General features: G+C 67.4%; 21 protein-coding genes, 1 tRNA gene and 1 other RNA gene. 3 read left to right on the top strand and 20 right to left on the bottom strand.

The features are described 5' to 3' along the window. Positions 1–52: 52 nt before the first annotated feature. Positions 53–637 carry a Slp family lipoprotein gene (locus tag RKE25_RS10200; protein WP_311842108.1) on the top strand — a complete coding sequence of 195 codons (585 nt, stop codon included), beginning with the start codon at positions 53–55 and terminating at the stop codon, positions 635–637. 71 nt (positions 638–708) lie between these two features. On the opposite strand, the gene RKE25_RS10195 is transcribed toward RKE25_RS10200, so the two are convergent. The 8 genes from RKE25_RS10195 to RKE25_RS10160 form a co-directional block, all read right to left on the bottom strand. After that, on the bottom strand, positions 709–1,053 hold the full coding sequence (locus RKE25_RS10195; RefSeq protein WP_311842107.1) for a histidine triad nucleotide-binding protein: 345 nt from the start codon (positions 1,051–1,053) through the stop codon (positions 709–711). Positions 1,054–1,116: 63 nt separating this feature from the next. Then, positions 1,117–1,710, bottom strand: coding sequence for a recombination mediator RecR (gene recR, locus RKE25_RS10190; protein WP_311842106.1), 594 nt, complete (start codon positions 1,708–1,710; stop codon positions 1,117–1,119). 102 nt (positions 1,711–1,812) lie between these two features. Next, entirely contained in the window at positions 1,813–2,136 is a 324-nt protein-coding gene (locus RKE25_RS10185; RefSeq protein WP_311842105.1) for a YbaB/EbfC family nucleoid-associated protein, read from the bottom strand. Between the two features lie 32 nt (positions 2,137–2,168). Next, positions 2,169–3,854, bottom strand: coding sequence for a DNA polymerase III subunit gamma/tau (gene dnaX / locus RKE25_RS10180; RefSeq protein ID WP_311842104.1), 1,686 nt, complete (start codon positions 3,852–3,854; stop codon positions 2,169–2,171). A gap of 187 nt (positions 3,855–4,041) precedes the next feature. Beyond that, positions 4,042–4,138, bottom strand: an RNA gene (ffs, locus tag RKE25_RS10175) — signal recognition particle sRNA small type. Positions 4,139–4,209: 71 nt separating this feature from the next. Continuing rightward, positions 4,210–4,302: transfer RNA gene (locus tag RKE25_RS10170), tRNA-Ser, on the bottom strand. 85 nt (positions 4,303–4,387) lie between these two features. Next, the gene (locus tag RKE25_RS10165; protein WP_311842374.1) at positions 4,388–5,146 is read right to left on the bottom strand and encodes an MBL fold metallo-hydrolase; all 759 of its coding nucleotides are present in this window, start codon (positions 5,144–5,146) and stop codon (positions 4,388–4,390) included. 41 nt (positions 5,147–5,187) lie between these two features. Continuing rightward, positions 5,188–5,934 (bottom strand): 3-deoxy-D-manno-octulosonic acid kinase, encoded by a 747-nt coding sequence (locus RKE25_RS10160; RefSeq protein WP_311842103.1) that lies wholly within the window; start codon positions 5,932–5,934, stop codon positions 5,188–5,190. Positions 5,935–5,986: 52 nt separating this feature from the next. Here RKE25_RS10160 and RKE25_RS10155 point away from each other — a divergent pair, with 52 nt between their 5' ends. Then, positions 5,987–7,027 carry a glycosyltransferase family 9 protein gene (locus RKE25_RS10155; RefSeq protein WP_311842102.1) on the top strand — a complete coding sequence of 347 codons (1,041 nt, stop codon included), beginning with the start codon at positions 5,987–5,989 and terminating at the stop codon, positions 7,025–7,027. A gap of 121 nt (positions 7,028–7,148) precedes the next feature. Here the strand turns inward: RKE25_RS10155 and RKE25_RS10150 are convergent, their stop codons facing one another. Further along, a complete protein-coding gene (locus RKE25_RS10150) occupies positions 7,149–7,547 on the bottom strand; it encodes a DUF6165 family protein (RefSeq protein WP_311842101.1) in 399 nt (132 codons plus the stop codon). A gap of 156 nt (positions 7,548–7,703) precedes the next feature. Here RKE25_RS10150 and RKE25_RS10145 point away from each other — a divergent pair, with 156 nt between their 5' ends. Continuing rightward, positions 7,704–8,207 carry a glycine zipper 2TM domain-containing protein gene (locus RKE25_RS10145; RefSeq protein WP_311842100.1) on the top strand — a complete coding sequence of 168 codons (504 nt, stop codon included), beginning with the start codon at positions 7,704–7,706 and terminating at the stop codon, positions 8,205–8,207. A 40-nt stretch (positions 8,208–8,247) separates the two neighbouring features. Here RKE25_RS10145 and lpxK read toward each other — a convergent pair whose 3' ends face one another. From lpxK to sdhA, 11 genes are all read right to left on the bottom strand, one after another. Continuing rightward, the gene (gene lpxK, locus RKE25_RS10140; protein ID WP_311842099.1) at positions 8,248–9,237 is read right to left on the bottom strand and encodes a tetraacyldisaccharide 4'-kinase; all 990 of its coding nucleotides are present in this window, start codon (positions 9,235–9,237) and stop codon (positions 8,248–8,250) included. 7 nt (positions 9,238–9,244) lie between these two features. Next, positions 9,245–11,017, bottom strand: coding sequence for a lipid A export permease/ATP-binding protein MsbA (msbA, locus tag RKE25_RS10135; RefSeq protein WP_311842098.1), 1,773 nt, complete (start codon positions 11,015–11,017; stop codon positions 9,245–9,247). After that, positions 11,014–11,445: a biopolymer transporter ExbD gene (locus RKE25_RS10130; RefSeq protein ID WP_311842097.1), complete on the bottom strand. Its 432-nt coding sequence runs from the start codon at positions 11,443–11,445 to the stop codon at positions 11,014–11,016. The genes msbA and RKE25_RS10130 overlap by 4 nt, the downstream gene beginning before the upstream one ends. Positions 11,446–11,451: 6 nt before the next feature. Continuing rightward, entirely contained in the window at positions 11,452–12,087 is a 636-nt protein-coding gene (locus RKE25_RS10125) for a MotA/TolQ/ExbB proton channel family protein (RefSeq protein WP_311842373.1), read from the bottom strand. Positions 12,088–12,230: 143 nt separating this feature from the next. After that, entirely contained in the window at positions 12,231–14,519 is a 2,289-nt protein-coding gene (locus tag RKE25_RS10120; RefSeq protein WP_311842096.1) for a DNA internalization-related competence protein ComEC/Rec2, read from the bottom strand. Between the two features lie 126 nt (positions 14,520–14,645). Beyond that, entirely contained in the window at positions 14,646–15,341 is a 696-nt protein-coding gene (gene lolD, locus RKE25_RS10115; RefSeq protein ID WP_311842095.1) for a lipoprotein-releasing ABC transporter ATP-binding protein LolD, read from the bottom strand. Positions 15,342–15,345: 4 nt separating this feature from the next. Beyond that, positions 15,346–16,590 (bottom strand): lipoprotein-releasing ABC transporter permease subunit, encoded by a 1,245-nt coding sequence (locus RKE25_RS10110; RefSeq protein WP_311842094.1) that lies wholly within the window; start codon positions 16,588–16,590, stop codon positions 15,346–15,348. Positions 16,591–16,708: 118 nt separating this feature from the next. Then, a complete protein-coding gene (locus RKE25_RS10105; RefSeq protein ID WP_311842093.1) occupies positions 16,709–17,146 on the bottom strand; it encodes a hypothetical protein in 438 nt (145 codons plus the stop codon). Beyond that, positions 17,118–17,366, bottom strand: a complete 249-nt coding sequence (locus RKE25_RS10100) for a succinate dehydrogenase assembly factor 2 (protein WP_311842092.1) — start codon at positions 17,364–17,366, stop codon at positions 17,118–17,120. Before RKE25_RS10100 ends, RKE25_RS10105 begins: the two co-directional genes overlap by 29 nt. A gap of 91 nt (positions 17,367–17,457) precedes the next feature. Next, complete coding sequence (locus RKE25_RS10095) at positions 17,458–18,243, bottom strand: succinate dehydrogenase iron-sulfur subunit (protein WP_311842091.1); 786 nt, start codon at positions 18,241–18,243, stop codon at positions 17,458–17,460. 91 nt (positions 18,244–18,334) lie between these two features. Continuing rightward, positions 18,335–20,122, bottom strand: coding sequence for a succinate dehydrogenase flavoprotein subunit (sdhA, locus tag RKE25_RS10090; protein ID WP_311842090.1), 1,788 nt, complete (start codon positions 20,120–20,122; stop codon positions 18,335–18,337). Positions 20,123–20,124: the final 2 nt, after the last annotated feature.

Genomic DNA, 20,124 nt, shown 5'->3' with positions numbered 1-20,124 from the left:
GATTGACGCCAAGGGATAAAGGAATATCCGCCCGATGATGGAGAAACCGGTCATGTCCATTTGCAAACCCCTGGCCATCGCAGCCGTGACGGCTTCGCTGGCTGCCTGCGCAACGATCCCCCAGCCGTTGCAGGGCACCTATACCGATATCACCACGGCCCAGGCGCAGCAGGGCGGCGCCGGCGGCACCAAGGTGCGCTGGGGCGGCGAGATCATCAAGACCGAGCCCGGTCCGCAGGAGACCTGCTTCTTCCTGTTGTCGCGCCCGCTCGACAGCGAGGCCCGCCCGAAGACGGACGGCAACAACGACAACCAGGGCCGGTTCGTGGCCTGCCGCACCGGGTTCTACGATCCGGAAGTGTTCGCCCGCGGCCGCGAGCTGACCGTCACGGGCACGCTGCATGGCACCGTCTCGCAGAAAGTCGGCGAGTACGACTATGCCTACCCGCGCGTCGAAGCCGATGTGGTCTATCTGTGGCCCAAGCGCGTCGCCGTACGTTACCCGCCGGGTTTCTACGATCCGTTCTGGGGCCCGGGCTGGGGTCCGTATTGGGGCCCGTGGGGAGATCCGTTCTGGTATCAGCCGCGCGTGATCGTAGTGCCGCGCTCGGCGCCACCGCCGCGCCCGAGCAAATAAGTCGCTCGCCAACGAAAAACGCCGGCTCCAGGGCCGGCGTTTTTTTCTTTTTCGTTGGAGCGGAAGCAGGATCAGCCCGGCGGCCAGTGCATGCGGCGCCCCGCCAGCAGATGCACGTGCAGGTGGAAGACCGTCTGGCCGCCATGCTCATTGCAATTGATTACGGTGCGATACCCGTCCTGTGCGAAGCCCTGTTCGCGCGCGTAGGCCGCGGCCGCCAGCAACAGCTTCCCCAGCAGCTCGGCGTCCTGCGGCTTCGCTTCCTCGAGCGTGGCGATCGCCTGCTTGGGCACGAACAGCACATGGACGGGCGCCTGTGGGTTGAGGTCGCGGAAGGCCAGGACTTCATCGTCCTCATAGACGATGTCGGCAGGGATTTCCCGGCGGATGATCTTTCCAAAAATCGTGTCGCCCATGCATCGCTCCTCGGTGTGACTGACGCCGGAGCATAACGTGATGCGCTGGCGCCGACAGCCTTTCTAGCCGAGCGTCTGCCGGCTGCCGAACGCGTGCGCCAGCGTGCTGCGGTCGACGTATTCCAGTTCGCCGCCCAGCGGCACGCCGTGCGCGAGCCGGGTGGGCTTCACGTTGGCCGCGCGCGCCAATTGCGCCAGGTAATGCGCCGTGGCTTCGCCTTCCACAGTCGGATTGGTGGCGATGACCATTTCCTCGATCTCGCCTTCGGCCAGCCGCTCGGTGAGCAGGTCCAGGCCGAGTTCCTCAGGCCCCAGGCCATCGAGCGGCGACAAGCGTCCCAGCAGCACGAAGTACTGGCCGCGATATCCCGTCGCCTGTTCGATCGCCGCCAGCTCGGTCGGCGACTCCACCACGCACAGCACTTGCCGGTCGCGGCTGGCACTGGCGCAGATGGCGCACACCGGCTCCTCGCTGAAATTGCGGCAGCGCGTGCAGTTGCCGATGCGCTGCATCGCCTGCTCCAGCACACTCGCCAGCCGCAGGCCGCGCTCGCGCTCGCGTTCGAGCAGGTGGAAGGCCATGCGCTGCGCGCTCTTGCCGCCCACGCCGGGCAGGCAGCGCAGGGCTTCGATCAGGTCGGTAAGAAGCTTGCTCATGGCGATCGGGAAAGAAAGGCTAGCCGCAGGGAGCGCGCCGACGGCGATGGCGCGGGCAAGCTTCCGCCCGACCCTCGCTCCAGACGCGCCCTTCCCTGTCCGTCAGAACGGCATCTTGAAACCGGGCGGCAGCTGAAGGCCGGAGGTGACGCCGCCCAGTTTGTTCTTGCTGGCGTCGGCCACCTTGTTGACCGCGTCGTTGACGGCGGCCGCCACCAGGTCTTCGGCCATCTCCGGATCGTCGGCAAACAGCTTGCGATCGATCTGCACGCGACGCACCTCATGCGCGCCGCTCATCACGACCGAGACCAGGCCGCCGCCGGCGCTGCCGGTGACTTCCAGCTTGGCGATTTCCTCCTGCGCGCGCTTCATCTCTTCCTGCATGCGCTGCGCCTGCTGCATCAGCTGGCCGATTTGTCCTCTCATGATCCTGACTCCGACTGCTTTGGGTTATGCGTTTAGGGTTCGAACGGCTTGACCGACTGCGGCAGCACGCGCGCGCCGAACTCGCGGCGCAGCGACTGGACGAGCGGGTCTTCTTCAATGGATTGCTCGGCCGCCGACTGCGCCGCGGTGCGCGCGTTGGCCGCGCGTACGGCAGGCGTTTCGACGCCGCCCGCCTGGTCGCTCACGAAGCGAAGGCGGATGCGTTCGCCCAGCGCCTGGCTGATGCGGTCTTCCATCTGCCCCACCATCGGCTCCACCGCCAGGTGCATGTGCACCGGCTGCAGCGCCAGCACCAGGGTCTGTCCCTCGCGCTCGCGCAACGCCGCGTTCTGCGCCAGCTGGCCCATCGGGCCGCGCAGGCCGGCCTGGTCGATCAGGCTGTCCCAGTGCGGCAGGCCGCGGGCATCCAGTGCAGGGGCGGTGCGTGCGGGCGCCGGCGGCGGCACGGGCGCGGGCTCCGCGCGGACCGGTGCCGGCTCGGGGGCGCGGGCCGCCGGCCGTTCGGCCACGGCCTCCGGCATGGGCGGCGCCACCCGCGGCGACGGCGCAGACACCGGGCGCGGTGCGGCGGAAGAAGCCGGGCGCTCGGTGCGCGCCGGCTCACCGCCTTCGCCTGGGCGGAACGCCAGCATGCGCAGCAAGGCCATCTCGAAACCGGTGCGTGCATCGGGGGCCAGGGCGAGGTCGCGGCGGCCGCCGATGGCGATCTGGTAGTACAACTGCACGTCTTCGGGCCCGAGCCGTTCCGCCAGCGAGGCGAGCGCCGCTTCGTCGCTGCCGTCGCCTTCCGGCCGGTAGCCGGGAACCAGCTGCATGAGCTGGACGCGATGCAGCGTGGCGGCGAGGTCGTCCAGGACGCCGCCGAAATCCGGCGAGAACGAGGCGATACGCGCGCATTCGGCCATCAGCCGGTCACCGTCGCCGGCGGCGAGCGCTTCCAGCACCCCCAGCACCTGGCCGCGCGCGACGCTGCCCAGCATGGCGCGCACGTCGTCCACCTTCAGCGCGCCGCCGCCGTAGGCGATGGCCTGGTCGAGCAGTGACAGGCCGTCGCGCAGCGAACCATCCGCGGCGCGAGCCAGTTCGGCAATGGCGGCGTCCTCGTACGAGAGGTTCTCGGCACCGAGGATGTGGCGCATCTGGCCGGAAATCTGCTCGGGCAGCAGCCGCTTGAGATTGAACTTGAGACAGCGCGACAGCACCGTCACCGGCAGCTTCTGCGGGTCGGTGGTGGCGAGCAGGAACTTCACGTGCGGCGGCGGTTCCTCCAGCGTCTTCAGCAGCGCGTTGAAGGCCGGCTTGGAGAGCATGTGCACCTCGTCGACCAGGTACACCTTGAAACGGCCGCGCGCGGGAGCGTATTGCGCGTTCTCGATCACCTCGCGCACGTCGTCCACGCCGGTGTTGCTGGCCGCGTCGATCTCGAGCAGATCGACGAAGCGGCCGGCGTCCACCGCGGTACAGACCGAACACTCGCCGCAAGGGTCAGCCGACTCGCCGCGCTCGCAGTTGAGCGACTTGGCGAAGATGCGCGCAATGGTGGTCTTGCCCACCCCGCGCGTGCCGGTGAACAGGTAGGCGTGGTGCATGCGTCCGGTGTCGAGCGCATTGGTGAGCGCGCGCACCACGTGCTCCTGCCCGACCAGTTCGGCGAACTTGCGGGGGCGCCATTTGCGCGCGAGTACCTGATAGGACATGCGTTTGGAAGCCTGCTGGAGGCCCGGCTGCCGGCGCCGGTTCGGCGGCGCGCAACACCGGAGAAGGACAAGGAAGGGTTGCGTGGATACTAACTTGGGGCGACGGCCGATTGTGCCAAGTCGCTCCCGGCAAGTCAGTACGCGGACGGCGCCGGTCCGCGCGAAGGCAGGCCCCAAAAGGCGGCGACCCCGCCAGCCACACCCCGGCACCCGAATCATCCGCTACCGTTGCTCCCTTCCGGGCCTGGCGGGGTTTGCGAACTATCGTCGCGGGGGGACCGACGGGGTCACCATAGACGTCGGGCTAGCGCCCATTTGGCGACGGTCCGGCTAAAGGACCGTCATGCGATTTCACTGGCGGAGAGGGCGGGATTCGAACCCGCGATACGGGTATAAGCCGTATACACACTTTCCAGGCGTGCTCCTTCAACCACTCGGACACCTCTCCGCGATGGTGAAATCGCCCTGCCGCACCGTCCGGTCCGGCAAAGAAGCGAGATCATAATGGCAGCCCGACATCCAGACAAGCCGGCTCAACCAGCATCCGGACGCGGTGGCGACGGCGGCGGAAGCGCGATCCGTGCCCCGGCCGCCACGGTGGTGTAGCCGCGCGAGGCCAGCGTCGCGCCGTCGGCGGCGCTGCCGTAGTGATACAGGCGCAGTCGGGAGCGCAGCGTTTCCGGATATTCGCGCTCGATGTCGTCGATGCCGGTGTGGGAGGGATTGCCCACCAGGCCGCAATCGTGGGCGATCAATTCGCCGCCCGCGGCGTAGCGCGCCAGCATGTCCGGGATGGGGCGCGTATCGCCGGTGTAGACGAAGCTTCCGCCGAGCGCCAGACCGAAGGAGGTCCTGGGCAGGTGGTGACGCGTGGGAAATACATCGAACCACAGGCCATCCAGCCAGAATCCGCGATGGCACGGAACCAGCCGGAACGCCTCCCAGTAGTTCACCCCGCCCTCGGCGAGCACGCCCGGATAGTCGGCCACCCTCGCCTGCAGCCAGGTCATCAGGTCCGCGTGCAGGAAAAGCCGGGTCCGGCCGCGCAGTGCCTCATCGAACCACAGCCGGAAGAACAGCCGCTCCATGCCGCCGACGTGATCCATGTGCGTGTGCGTGATGAAGAGCGCCCGCGGGACGTCACCGTAAGCTGCCACGTAGCGGTCCAGCGTGTCCGGACCGCAATCGATCAGCAGCAACGGTTCGCCGTCCCGCTCCAGCACCGCGGACGAGGAGCCCAGCTCCACCGCGTGTGCAGCGCCGACACCGAGGAAGTGCAGCTTCCAGTCCATCCGTTCGTCGATGCCCTGCTCAGGTGACATGCGGACGTCCGTCATGGCATGTCGCCCGCGATGCCGAGGCCCGATGCATAGCCCTGCACCAGCGGCTGCCACATGGTCTTCTCGAAGACTTCCTCGCCCTGCGCGGCCGCGCCCAATTTCACCAGCGAGCGACGCAGGCGCTGCAAGTTCGCCAGGCGCCATGCCTCCGCCGGCGGACGCAGTTCGCCGCGGTCGAAGTCGATCAGATGGAGTTCGCTTTCGGACACCAGGATGTTGTGCGCATTGAGATCCGCGTGCCACACGCCCTCGCGGTGAAAGCGTGCGACCAGGGTGCCGACCTGCGCGGCGAGGTCGGCATCCAGGCGGCCCCAGGCGAGGCATTCGGCCAGCGTGCGCGCCGAGACGATGCGGCGGGTGATGAGGTCGGCGGTGTAGAACGCACCATGACGCTGGTAGCGCGCGGCCATCGGCGCCGGCACCGGCAGCCCTCGCCGCGCCAGTTCGGCCAGCAGGCGGAACTCGGTGAAACTCCGCGTGCGCTCCGCTCCCGTCCACAGATAACGGTCGCCCATCCATCGCGCCACCAGGCCGCCCCGGCGGTAATGGCGGAGCACCCCCTCGCCCGCCGGCGTACCGATCACGGCGACGCCGCCGCGGCCGCCGGTCTGCGTGCGCAAGGTACCCAGTTCCCGCCAGTGGCTCGGCGAGAACCAATCGTCGTCGACTTGTGGCGATGTGGTCGGGTCGAACAGAATCGCCCCGCCCGCGTTCGCCCGGACCTGCTCTTGCACCATCATGTCCGGCACCGGCGCCCTGCATCCAATGACACGCGATTCTAGCCCAAGCCCCATGTCCGCTCCCGCCTCGATCTGCCTGCTGCGCACCTCCGCCATCGGCGACGTCACCCATGTCGTGCCGCTGGTGCATACCTTGCGTCGCGCCTGGCCGCAGACACGACTCACCTGGATCGTCGGCAAGCTGGAGCGCAGGCTGGTCGGCGATCTGCCGGGGGTGGAATTCGTCACCTTCGACAAAGGCGCGGGATGGGACGGCATGCGCGCCGTCCGCAGCGCCCTGCAAGGCCATCGGTTCGACGCGCTGCTGCACATGCAGGTAGCCATGCGCTCCAACCTGCTCAGCCTGGGCATCAAGGCCGATCGACGCATCGGCTACGACAAGGCGCGCTCCAAGGATCTCCACGGCCTGGTGATCAACGAACGCATTCCGGCACGGACTGGCGAGCACGTGCTGGACGCCATCGGCAGCTTCTGCGAACCGCTGGGCCTGAAACAGACCGAGGTGCGCTGGGACATCCCCATCCCCGACGAAGCCCGGGTGTGGGCAGCCGAACAGCTGCCGCAGGGTGCGCCCGTCCTGCTGGTCAGCCCGACATCGAGCCATGTGCTGCGCAATTGGCGGCCGGAACGCTATGCGGCCGTGATGGACCATGCTGCGCAGCGCGGATGGCGTGTCATGCTGATCGGCGGCCCCTCGCCGCTGGAGCGGCAGATGGCGGACGCGGTGCTGGCCGCCTGCCGGATCCCACCGGTGGACCTGACCGGCAAGGACACGCTCAAGCGGCTGCTGGCCATGCTGACGCGCGCCTCGTTGCTGCTCACCCCGGACTCCGGCCCGATGCACATGGCCAATACCGTGGGTTGCAAGGTGCTGGGATTGCATGCGGCCAGCAACCCTGACCGCTCCGGGCCTTATTCGGATCGCCGCTGGTGCGTGAACAAATACGAAGAGGCCTCGCGCAAGTTCCTGGGCAAGCCGGCCAGCGACATCCCATGGGGCAGCAAGATCGAGCACGCGGGCGTCATGGACTTGATCGGCGTCGACGACGTGATCGAACGCTTCGAGGCTTACGCCGCCACGCTCGGCGGCTGACGGAAGGCGAAATGCACGGCGACGTGCAACGTTGACGATCGCGCCATCCGGCTCGGCACGAAACCGTGCGGCACGACGCCGCTGCCGGATCCCTGCCTGCGCCGGACGGCGCCAGGTGGCGTCAGCCCGCCTTGTAATCCTGGTACGACTTCTCTTCCACCAGCTGCGAGCCCAACTTGAGGTTGATTTCGCGCTTCACCGCGGCGCGTTCGTCATTACGGAAGTACACCGCGCGCGCCAGCTCGATGAATTCCTGGTCGAACGCCTGGGCCTTTTCCTTCAGGCGAATGCGGTCCTCGATGTCCCACAACAGCTCGTTCACCTTGAGCAGGCGGGCACGCTCATCGGCGATGTCGGTCTTGGAAGCGGAATGCGCGGACCAGGTGGCATTGAGCTGATCGAGCTCGTTGCGCACATTCGCCAGCTTCGCCGGGTCGGTCATCTGCTTGGACTTGATCTCCAGGATGGTGATCTTGTCGATCAGCTCACCGAAGGACACCGGAACTTGGATCAGGCTCATGGAAACTCCAGGTGGAAAACAGGCAAAGTCCCCGCGGGCCCGAAGGCCGACGACGGTCCAGCCGGGTCGCCCATGATAAAGACATTGCCTAGCCGATGGTTCAGCTGACCGGAATAGACTGGGCACGCCTTAGCCTTCTACACCAAGGGAGAATCCATGAACGCCAAGTCTCTTCTCGTCCTGCCCCTGGCAGCGGCGCTGACCCTCGCCACGGCCTCCGCCTCGGCGCAGACCTCCGCCCCCCGCCGCACGGCGACGGTCTCGGATGCGGGCACGCTCAACGGCAACGTGCTGGTCCGCCGGGACGGCATCTTCCTGCGTTGCAGCCAATGCGGCACGGTGGAGTCGATCGAACGCAACGTAACCCAGGGCGCCGACCACGGCACCGCCGGCGCGATCATCGGCGCGGTCGCCGGTGGCGTGCTGGGCAACCAGGTCGGCAAGGGCAATGGCCGCAAGCTGGCCACCGTGGCCGGCGCCGTCGGCGGCGGCTTCGCCGGCAACCGGATCGGCCGCGGCGGCACCAACGAGAGCTGGGTGCTGCGCCTGCGCATGGGCGACGGCAGCTACAGCAACGTCACCGTGCCGGACGCCAGCGCCATCCGCGAGGGCGACCTCGTGCAGGTCGACCCGGACGGCAACGTGGTCCGCATCCAGTAAGACCTTCAAGAGCGCGGCCAGTCCAGGCCGCGCTCTTCTTTCAGGCCAGGCCCTGGGCCGCCTGCTTCAGCTGCGCAGCAACCGCATCGAAAAACGCTGCCGGCAATCCGGCCCGCACCGGCACCGCCCACGCCTGCGGCAAGGCGAAACCTGCGCACTTCACCGCATCCTTCTCCGTCATCAGTAACGGCAAGCCGTCCCCGAAGTCCAGGTCGGCAGCGGCGTAGGCGTGGTGGTCGGGAAACGGGTGCGGTATCACTTCGATGCCGTGCGCGCGCAGGCTCTCGAAGAACCGCGCGGGGTGGCCGATACCCGCGACAGCATGCACACGCCGCCCCCTGAAGGCTTCCATCGGCAGGACTTCGCCATCCGCCAAGCGACGTACCTGGCCGCCCTCCAACTGCATCGGCACCTCACCGTCCGTAGCTAGGCCGCCATTGCGGACGCGGAAGCCGACGTCGGCAAGGCGCGCCAGCGGTTCGCGCAGCGGGCCGGCGGGCAGCAGGCGGCCATTGCCGAAGCCGCGATCCCCATCGATGACGCAGATTTCCGTGTCGCGGCGCAGCCGGTAGTGCTGCAGTCCATCGTCGGCAATGACGACGTCGCAGCCCGCCTCGACGAGCAACCGCGACGCCGCGGGGCGGTCGCGCCCCACCGCCACCGGCGTGCCGGCAGCGCGAATCAGGCAGGGCTCGTCGCCGAAGCGAGCCGGGTCGGGGCGCTCGTCGAGCAGCGCGGGCCCTTGTTCGGTGCCGCCATAACCGCGGCTGACCACGCCGGGCCGGAAGCCACGCGCTCGCAGTGCCTCGGCCAGCGCGATGGTCAACGGTGTCTTGCCGGTACCGCCGACGGTGATGTTGCCCACGACCAGGACCGGCACGGGAAGCTGCACGCTGCGTAGCCATCCCCGGCGATACAGGCGACGGCGCAGGCGCACCACCCCGCCGTAGAGCCATGACAGCGGCACTGTCCACCAGGGCGCGGTGCCTTTGCCGTACCAGGCCGCTTCGAGCGTGTCGGCCAGCGCCATGGCGACCTCAGTCGCCGGCCTTGTCGTGGAACTGCATGCGGTGCAAGGCAGCGTAATGGCCACCCAGCGCGATCAGCTCCGCGTGCGTGCCGCGCTCCACGATGCGCCCCTGGTCCATGACCGCGATCTGGTCCGCATGCTCGATGGTCGAAAGGCGGTGCGCGATCACCAGCGTGGTGCGATCGCGCATCAGCCGCTGCAGCGCCTGCTGGATCAAGCGCTCCGACTCGGTATCCAGCGCACTGGTCGCCTCGTCGAGCACCAGGATCGGCGCGTTCTTGAGAATCGCGCGCGCAATGGCGATGCGCTGCCGCTGGCCGCCGGAAAGCATGTTCCCGGCCTGGCCGATATGACTGTGGATGCCCTTGGGCAGGCGCTGGATGAATTCCATCGCATTCGCCGCGTCCGCAGCCGCGATGATGTCCTTCTCGCTGGCGCCGGCCAGCTCGCCATAGGCGATGTTTTCCGCCACCGTGCCGTCGAACAGCACCACGCTCTGCCCCACCCAGGCGATCTGCCTGCGCAGGGAGGCCAGCGTGTAGCTGGCGTAATCGAAGCCGTCCAGCTCGATGTTGCCCGCGCTGGGCTCATAGAAGCGCGGCAGCAGGCTGACCAGGCTGCTCTTGCCGCTGCCGGAGCGGCCGACCAGGGCCGTCACGGTGCCGGGCCGGCAATGCAGATCCACGCCGCGCAAGGCTTCGAAGTCGTTGCGTGCGTAGGTCAAGCCTACGTCGTTGAAGACAATGTCGCCGCGGGTGCGTTCCAGCACGCGCTTGCCGTCGTCCGTTTCCGGCGGCATGTCGATCACGCCGAACAGGTCTTCGCAGGCCGCCACACCGCGCTGCACGCTCGCCTGCACGCCGGTGAGGCGCTTGAGAGAGGGCAGCATGCCGCCCATCGCGGTGAGCACGGTGATGAACACGCCCGGCGAAATGCTGTCGATCACGTTCGGCCGCGTGCCCAGGTACACCAGCAAGGCCAGCGCGAATGCCGCCGCAGTCTGGATGGTGGCGCTGGACAGCGAGCTGGTCACGGCCACTTTCAGGTTGAGCCGCTTCGAATGTTCGGTCACCTGCTCGAACCGCTCCGACTCGTGGCGTTGGCCGCCGTAGATACGCACCTCGCGATGCGCCCCGACCGACTCCTCCACCGTGCCGGTCACCGAGCCCATGGTGCCCTGGATACGCTTGCTGATCTGGCGATAACGGCGGCTGACCACGGTCACGATCAGCACGACCGCCGGGACCATGATCAGCAAGGCCATGGTGAGGTACGCGCTGGTGGACAGCATCACGTACATCATGCCGACGATCATCAGGCCTTCAGTGATCGCCACCTTCACCGCGTCGGTGGAAGCCTGGGCGACCTGTTCGCTGGTGTAGGTGATGCGCGAGACCTGCTGCCCCGAATGCTCGCTGCCGAAGAACGCGGCCGGCAAGCGCAGATATGCATCGAACACGTCGCGGCGCATGTTCTGCACCACGTTGCGGCCGATGTAGGCGATGCCGTAGTCGTTGAGGATGATGCCCAAGCCGCGCAGCAGGAACAGCCCGATGATCCAGATCGGCATCCAGAAGATGAGATAGGCGTCCTTGTGCGCGAACAGCTCGTCGATCATCGGGCGCAGCAGCTTGGTGAACGCCGCCAGGCAACCGCTCTCCAGCGCCATGCCGACCAGCGCGACGATGCCCACTCCCCAGTAGCGGCGGGTGTAGCCGAGCAGGCGCTTGTAGGTCCGCCAGGTCGCGGCGTCCCACACGTTGATTTTCCGGGTGCTCACTTGCCGGCGTCCGCCTGGCTGGGCGTGGTGGCGATGGACAGCTTGGTGAAGCCGAGCTGGCCCAGGGCGTCCATGGCCGTGACCACGTTCTGGTGCGGCGTCATCGCATCCGCGCGGATGGTCACCTGGCGCTCGCGGTCGTCGCCCGCGATATTGGCGATCGCCTGCTTGAGCGGCCCGATGCCCTGCCCCAGCACCTCATCCGTGCCGACGAAGTAATGGCCATCGCGGTCCACCACGATGGTGAGCGCAGGCGCCTGCATATCGCGTTCGTCGGCGCTCGCCTTTGGCAGCGTCACCTGCATGCGGGTGTGCTGGACGAAGGTGGTGGTGAGTACGAAGAACATCAGCAGGGTAAGCAGGACGTCGATCAGCGAGATCACGTTGATCTCGAAATCGTCCTGCCGGCGGTCGTTGCCGATACGCATGCCGGATCAGCCCGCGGTCGACTCGGCGGCGCGGCGGGGACGCGCCGCGGCGTTCGAGGCAGCGGTCAGCTCGTCCAGGAGCGCGGTCGCCTGTTTTTCCATCTCGACGCAGTAGCCCGCGACCTTGGAACGGAAATAGCGATGCAGCACATAGGCGGGAATCGCCACCACCAGGCCCGTGGCCGTGCAGATCAGTGCCTCGCCGATGCCGCCGGCCATTTTCAGCGGATCGCCCACGCCGCCCTTCATGACGTCCATGAACATGCGGATGAGGCCGATCACGGTGCCGAGCAGGCCGAGCAGCGGGCCGATCAACGCAATGGTGCCGAGCGTGTTGAGATAGCGCTCCATGTTGTGCACCACATGGCGGCCGGTGTCCTCGATGCGCTCCTTGATGAGCTCGCGCGGCCGGTTGCGCACCGCCAAGGCGGCGGCCAGCAGTTCGCCCAGCGGCGAGCCGTTGGCCAGGGTGGCCAGGTGCGCGGGGTCGAGCTGGCCGGAACGCGCCCAGTTGCGGACCTCCTCGCCCAGGCCGGGGGGCAGGACCGATTTGCGGCGCAGCGTCCAGCAACGCTCCAGCACGATCGCCAGGGCGATCGCCGAACAGATCAGGATGGGCAGCATCGCCCAACCGCCAGCCATCAGGATATCCAGCACGACTACACCCACCCCATGCGATCGAATTGCAGGGGCGCATCATAGCAGTCCCGTCCGACGGTTCCGCGGCGCCCGTGGCATTTGCGCGAGGCGCCGCCGCCCCACGGAAGGACGGTCCGCTCCGGGCTTCATTCGCGCCAGTAACGGGCACGGTGAACGCGCCAGGAGCGTGTCACCCGCGGGGCGCCATCGGCTGGAAACTCCATCTCGATCGCGCCCTGATCCGCCGTATTCAGCAGCGGCACCTTGAACGCCGCGTAGCGCTCCACGACCAGCGGATGCGGATGGCCGAAGCGGTTGCGCCAACCGGCCGAGACCAGGGCCAGGACCGGCGAAAGGCCATGGATGAACGCCTTGCCCGACGAGGTGCGGCTGCCGTGGTGCGGCACTTGCAGCACGAGCGGCGGCCCGTCGCCGACGGCCTCCGCCACGCCGCTCTCGGCCTGAACGCTGATATCGCCGGTGAGCAGAAGCCGCCCTCCCCGCCCTTCCACCAGCAGCACGCAGGACCGATCGTTGCCCCGGCTCGCCACCGCTCCGCGGGGACCGAGCATGCGGAAGCGCACACCGTCCCACGTCCACGACTGCCCCGCCTCGCACGGTGCGCCCGGCACGGGCGTGCGCTCAGGTTCGCCGGCCAGCACGGCTGCCGAAGGATACGCCGCGGCGACCGCCGCCATGCCGCCGGCATGATCGTTATCGGCATGGCTGACGACCAGCACATCCGGCGGCGGCAAACCCAAGGCGCGGACCGAGGGCAACACGGCGGCATCGCCCATGTCGAAATCGGAGGGAAACCGCGCGCCCGCGTCGAAAATCAGCGCGTGCCCGCGCGTGTGCACCACGACCGCGAGCCCCTGCCCCACGTCCAGCATCCACAGCCGGAAACCGCCTGGGCCCGGGCGATCCAGCGGAGGCCATGCCAGTGGCAGGAACAGCACCGCTCCCAGCCAGCGCATCGGCCAGCCACGAGGAAGGAACAGCCATGCCGCGCCTATCAGCGCCAACCCGACGGCCCATGGCCGCACATCGATGCCGTAGCCGTGCGCACCGGGCCATCCGGCCATGCGTTCGAACAACCACCACTGCGCCTGGGCAAACCGCCCCGCCAGAACGAGCACCGGCCCCGCCAGCGGCGGCGCCAGCAGGAGCAGGGCCGCGCCGGCCAGCGTCAGCGGGATCACCACGAAGCTCACGAACGGCACGGCCACCAGATTCGCCAGGACGCCGACGGCGGAGGCCTCGCCGAAAAACCACAGCGCCAGCGGTGTCAGGGCCACCGCCATGACGGCCTGCGCCAGCACGAGGTCGCGCAGGAACCCTCTCCATCCCCGGCTCCGCGTCGACAGGCAAAGCATGAGAAAGCCTACGCCCATGAAGGACAGCCAGAATCCCGCCGACAACACGGCCAGCGGGTCGGCCAGCAACAGCGCGAGCAAGGCAGCCGCCAGCGATTGCCAGGGCGTCACCGCTCTTCGCAGACATCGCGCCAGCGCGATCACGGCGATCATCAACAAAGTGCGCACGGTGGGCAAACCGAATCCCGCCAGTGCGCTGTAGAACGCAGCGAAAAGCAGCGCGGCCAACGCCTCCGCCTGCAGGCGGGGCACGCGCAGACCGAACCCGGGACAAAGCAGATACAGCAACCGCGCCAACCATACGCCGGCGACCGCCGCCACGCCGACGTGAAATCCGGAAATCGCGATCAGATGGGAAGCGCCGTTGGCGCGCGCCACTGTCCAGTCCTGGCGGCTCAAACCACGGGTGTCGCCCACGGCGAAGGCGCGCAGCAAGGCGGCAGCATGAGCGTCTTCGACGCGGTGCGCGATGTCCGCGGCGAGAGAAGCACGCCACCCGTCGACGCAGATGGCCGTTCCCAGCAAGCGGTTGCGCGGATCGTCGCGAACGTAGCCGTGGGCGACGATGCCCTGCTCCAGTGCACTGCGCTCACCGTCGCTTCCACCGGGGTTGACCAAGCCGCGCGGCCGCTTCAGACGCACCAGGAGCCTCCAGCGGGAACAGGAGTCGAGCACGGGCACGGCATTCCCAGCTGCCGCGTACCAGGCTAGCCGCACACGGCCCGACACCGGTAACGCTTCATTGCCGAGCAAGGCTTGCTCTACATCGAGCACGAACCGCGTCGCTTCGGTGCGGAGCTGCGGCAATCCTGTGACGGTGCCGGTCACAAGCATGTCGCGGCCTTCCAGGTCGCGAGGCAAGCGCGCCTCCATGCCAAGATCGCCGCACCAACCGGCCCAGGCCATGCCGAGGGTCACGAACGCAACGGCACGCATCCGGGGCAAGCGCCAGGCCAGCAGCAGGCCCGTCGCGGCGACGCCGGCGAACCATATCCGCGAAGGCAACGTTGGCCACCACTGCACCGCCAGTATGCCCGCGAGGAAAAGCGGGCCAAGCACAACCACTCCGTATGTACGCACGGCCGCTCCCATCCATGGATGGGATCAGGCTACGGCGATGAAGTCCGAAGCTCGGCTGAAAACTGCGTAGGCGACGGCTGATATCAACATCAGCCGGCGCCGAGCTCAGTGTGCGGGACGTTCCCTCAGCACACCGTTGTGCAACTCCAGCGTGCGGTCCATGCGCGCCGCCAGTCGGCTGTCATGCGTGACCAGGATGAAGCTGGTGCCGATCTCGCGATTGAGTTCGAGCATCAGCTCGTAAACGTGATCGGCATTGCCTTCGTCGAGATTGCCCGTAGGTTCGTCGCCCAGCACGCAGGCCGGGCGCGTCACCAAGGCACGCGCCACTGCGCAGCGCTGGCGTTCGCCGCCGGAAAGCTCGGCCGGCTTATGCTCCAGGCGGCTGCCCAGGCCCACGCGCTGCAGCAGATCGGTCGCACGCTTCTGGGCTTCGGGAATCGACGTGCCGCGGATGAGCAGCGGCATGCAGACGTTCTCCAGCGCGGTGAACTCGGGCAGAAGATGATGGAACTGATAGATGAAGCCCAGCGAGCGGTTGCGCACGCGCCCGCGCTCCGCGTCGGACAGCTTGGACAGCACCTGGCCTTCCACCTCCACCTCGCCCTTGGTGAGCGTGTCGAGCCCGCCGAGAATATGCAGCAGCGTGCTCTTGCCCGACCCGGAGGCTCCGACGATGGCCAGCGTCTCGCCGCGCTTCAGCGCGAAGCTCACGTCGGCCAGTACATCGGTGTGCAGGCCGCCTTCCTCGTAGGTCTTGGCGATGTGGCTGGCGCGCAGCACGATGGCGTTGTCGGTCATGGCATTACTCATAGCGCAGGGCCTGCGCCGGCTGCGTGCGCGATGCGCGCCACGCGGGATAAAGGGTAGCGAGCAGCGAGAACAGGAAGGTCACCAGCGCCACCTTCATCACGTCGTCCGCCTGCAGTTTGCTGGGCAGCTCGCTGATGTAATAGACGTCCGGCGAAAGGAAGGTGGTGTGGAAAGTACGCTCGATCCACTTGACGATCTGCGGCAGGCGCCAGGAAAGCAGCGAGCCCAGCGTCACGCCGAAGCCGATGCCGACGAAACCCACCAGCACGCCCTGCACCATGAACATGCCCATGATGCTGCGCGGCGTCGAGCCGAGCGTACGCAGGATGGCGATGTCCGCCTGCTTGTCGGTCACCAGCATCATCAGCATGGAGATCAAGTTGATCACCGCGACCAGGATGATCAGCGAGAGGATGATGAACATCACCTTCTTCTCCATCGAGATGGCGGAAAAGAAGTTGGCATGGCTGTCCATCCAGGTTTCCATGCGATAGACCTGGCCCAGGTTGTTGGCCAGCTCGTGCGCCACCGGCCGGGCATTGAACATGTCGTCCAGGCGCAGGCGGATGCCGGAGGGGCCGTCGAGGCTGTTGAGCCGCTCCGCGTCCTGCATGTTGATCACGGCGAGATTGGAGTCGAACTCCTGCATGCCCAGTTCGAAGATGCCGGCCACGGTGAAGCTGCGCAGGCGCGGCACGCTGCCCATGGGCGTGGCGCGGAACTCGGGCACGGCCATGGTCACATGGTCGCCCATAGCCACGCCCAGCGTCATCGCCAGCTCGCGGCCCAGCACGATGTTCCACTTGCCCGGCTGCAGCACGTCCAGCTTGCCGTCCACCATGTGGAGTCCGATGTCGGAAACCTTGGACTCCTGCGCGGGATCGATGCCGCGCACCAGCGCGCCGCTGGAACGGCGGGCCTGCAGGAAGGCCTGCGCTTCCACGTATGGCGCGGCGCCGCGCACGTGCGGGTTGGCTTCCGCGATCTGCACCGCCCGTTGCCAGTCCTGCACGCTCTCGCCGCCCACGCCGGACACCGTAGCGTGCGAAATGGCGCCCAGAATGCGTGTGCGCAGTTCGTTGTCGAAGCCGTTCATCACCGACATCACCGTGATCAATGCGGTCACGCTAATCGCAATGCACACGATCGAGACGGTCGAAATGAACGAAATGAACTGGTTGCGTCGCTTGGCGCGCGTGTAGCGCAGGCCAACGAAGAGCTCTAGCGGTCGGAACATGGGCGGGTCGCTTCTGGATTCGATGGGCTAGCCGCCCGGGCATCGCGTTGGTCGGCGGAATGGAGACCGCGACGCCGCGGCAGAGTGCCCCAAGCCCTGCGGTTCGGCAAGCCGGCGGTCAGGGCGCGGCAACCGGCTCCTCTGTGCGCGTCGCTGCCAGGCGCATGCGCAGGCGGCGCCGAAGGTCGGCGTCGCTGTTGTCCGGTGCCAGCAGCAGCGACACCGGGGGCCGGGAAGCCGGCTGGAGGCGCAGCCACAAGCATGCAGGCCCCGTACGGAAGGAAAGCAGGCTCGCCGCCACGTCCTCGGAGGCGGCCTGCCGCAGCATCCAATGGCCGTCGGCGGCCCACATGGCGGCGCGAGGGGCGCCGCCTCGCCAACGCCGGCAGGCGAGCGCCAGGGCCGCACCGAGCGCGAACGACACCGGCAGGCAACCCCACCAGGGCATGCCCGAAAGCCATACGGCGACCGCGGCCAGCACGGTCACACACGCCAACGCCCGCTCGAACCCGCGCGAAGGCCGGTATTCAAAGCCGATGGCGGGCACGGATGTCATCGATGATCGCCTGCCAGTCCTCGCGCGGCGCTCGCGCGTGCCCCATCACCCAGTCCCACAGGTCGGGGTCCTGCACGTCCAGCAGTTCGTCGAACGCCACGCGCAAGGCCTCGTTCGCCTGGGCGAAGCGCTCGTCCAGCCAGCCGCCGAACAACGCATCGAGCTCGCGCGTACCGCGGCGGGTGCGCCAGCGCAGGCGTTTGATGCGGGCTTCGTCCATAGCTTCAGGGATCGTCAGTGGCGTTGCGGTTTCCGGAAACGACATGGCCCGCGATGGAACGCGGGCCATGGGATCGAACACATGCTAGCGGTCAGGCCGAGCGGCGTTCCACGATCAGCTTCTTGATTTCCGCGATCGCCTTGGCCGGGTTCAGACCCTTCGGGCAAGTGCGCGCGCAGTTCATGATCGTGTGGCAGCGGTACAGCTTGAACGGATCCTCCAGGTCGTCCAGGCGCGCGCCAGTGTCCTCGTCGCGCGAGTCGACGATCCAGCGATAGGCCTGCAGGAGGATCGCCGGGCCGAGGTAGCGGTCGCCGTTCCACCAATAGCTCGGGCAGCTGGTGGAGCAGCACGCGCACAGGATGCACTCGTACAGACCGTCGAGCTTCTTGCGGTCTTCCGGCGACTGCAGGCGCTCCTTGTCGGCCGGTGCCGGGCTCTGCGTGCGTAACCAGGGCTTGATCGACGCGAACTGTGCGTAGAAATGGGTGAGATCCGGCACCAGATCCTTCACCACCGGCATGTGCGGCAGTGGATAGATCTTGACGTCACCCGAACCGCAGTCGGAGATGGCCTTGGTGCAGGCCAGCGTGTTGGTACCGTCGATGTTCATCGCGCAGGAACCGCAGATGCCTTCGCGGCAGGAGCGGCGCAGCGTGAGCGTCGGATCGATCTCGTTCTTGATCTTCAGCAGGGCGTCCAGAACCATCGGACCGCACGAGGCCAGGTCGACCTCGTAAGTGTCGATGCGCGGGTTCTTGCCGTCCTCGGGCGTCCAGCGATAGATGCGGAAGGTGCGAGGCTTCTTCGCATCCTTCGCCGGATAGTGCTTGCCCGGCTGGATCTTGGAATTCTTGGGTAGCGAAAACTCTGCCATGTTTGCCTCACGGTCTCGTGTTGCCCTCTGGCGCCCGCGTGGCGGGCGCCGGTACAACGTCGGCAGAACCTCAGGGGTTCCGGGCTTCGAATCAGTAAACGCGCTTCTTCGGCGGGACCACTTCGACGTCCGACGTCATGGTGTACATGTGCACCGGGCGGAAATCGAAGTCTGCCTTGCCGTTATCGTCCACCGACACCAGCGTGTGCTTCTGCCAGTTCGCGTCGTCGCGGTCCGGGAAATCCTCTCGCGCATGCGCGCCGCGGCTTTCCGGGCGCTGCTCGGCCGAGTACATGGTGGCCACGGCTTGGCCCAGCAGATTGGACAGCTCCAGCGTTTCGATCAGGTCGGAGTTCCACACCAGCGAGCGGTCGCTGACGCCGACATCCTTGAACGAATCGTAGACCTTCGAGATCTTCTCGCAGCCTTCCTTGAGCGACTGGCCGGTACGGAACACCGCGGCGTCGGACTGCATGGTGCGCTGCATTTCCGCACGGATCTTCGCGGTCGGCAGGCTGCCCTTGGCGTAGCGCAGGCTGTCGAAGCGGCCCAATGCCTTGTCCAGCGCGCTGGCCGGCAGGTCCTTGTGCGGCGCGCCCGGCTTGATGATTTCGGCGCAGCGATGCGCCACCGCGCGGCCGAATACCACCAGGTCGAGCAGCGAGTTGGAGCCCAGGCGGTTGGCGCCGTGCACGGACACGCACGCGGCCTCGCCGATGGCGAACAAGCCGGGCACCACCGCGTCCACGTCGTCGCCGCGCTTCTGCACGACCTCGCCGTGATAGTTGGTGGGGATACCGCCCATGTTGTAGTGCACGGTCGGGATGACCGGAATCGGTTCCTTCGTCACGTCCACGCCGGCGAAGATGCGCGCCGATTCCGCGATGCCGGGCAGGCGCTCGTGGATCACTTCGGCACCCAGGTGCATCAGGTTGATGTGGATGTGATCCTTGTGCTCGCCGACGCCACGGCCTTCGCGGATTTCCATGGTCATCGCGCGACTGACCACGTCGCGGGAAGCCAGGTCCTTCGCGTTCGGCGCGTAGCGCTCCATGAAGCGCTCGCCGTTGGAATTGGTGAGGTAACCGCCCTCGCCGCGCACGCCCTCGGTGATCAGGCAGCCGGAACCGTAGATGCCGGTCGGGTGGAACTGCACGAACTCCATGTCCTGCAGCGCCAGGCCGGCGCGCAGCACCATGCCGCCGCCGTCGCCGGTACAGGTGTGCGCGGAGGTCGCGCTGAAGTAGGCACGACCATAGCCGCCGGTGGCCAGCACGATAGCGTGGCCGCGGAACACGTGCAGGGTGCCCTCGTTCATGTCCAGCGCGAGCACGCCGCGGCACACGCCTTCTTCGTCGAAGATGAGGTCGGTCGCGAAATACTCGATGAAGAACGTGGCGTCGTGCGCCAGCGCCTGCTGGTACAGCGTGTGCAGGATCGCGTGGCCGGTGCGGTCCGCCGCGGCGCAGGTGCGCTGCGCGGTGCCCTTGCCGTAGTGCGTGGTCATGCCGCCGAACGGGCGCTGGTAGATCTTGCCCTCCTCCGTACGGGAGAACGGCACGCCGTAGTGCTCCAGCTCGATGATCGAAGGGATGGCCTCGCGGCACATGTATTCGATCGCGTCCTGGTCGCCCAGCCAGTCCGACCCCTTGATGGTGTCATAGAAGTGGAAGCGCCAGTCGTCCTCGCCCATGTTGCCGAGCGCGGCCGAGATGCCGCCCTGCGCGGCCACGGTGTGCGAGCGCGTCGGAAAGACCTTGGTGAGGCACGCGGCCTTCAGGCCCTTCTCGGCCAGACCGAAGGTGGCGCGCAGACCAGCACCGCCGGCGCCGACCACGATCACGTCGTACTTATGCTGTTGAACCTTGTAGGCTTCCATCG

Source organism: Dyella sp. BiH032 (genome assembly GCF_031954525.1).
In the GTDB taxonomy this organism is placed as follows: domain Bacteria; phylum Pseudomonadota; class Gammaproteobacteria; order Xanthomonadales; family Rhodanobacteraceae; genus Dyella_D.
Note: the sequence above shows the minus strand (reverse complement) of the source record. Positions and strands in the feature narration are given on the sequence as shown.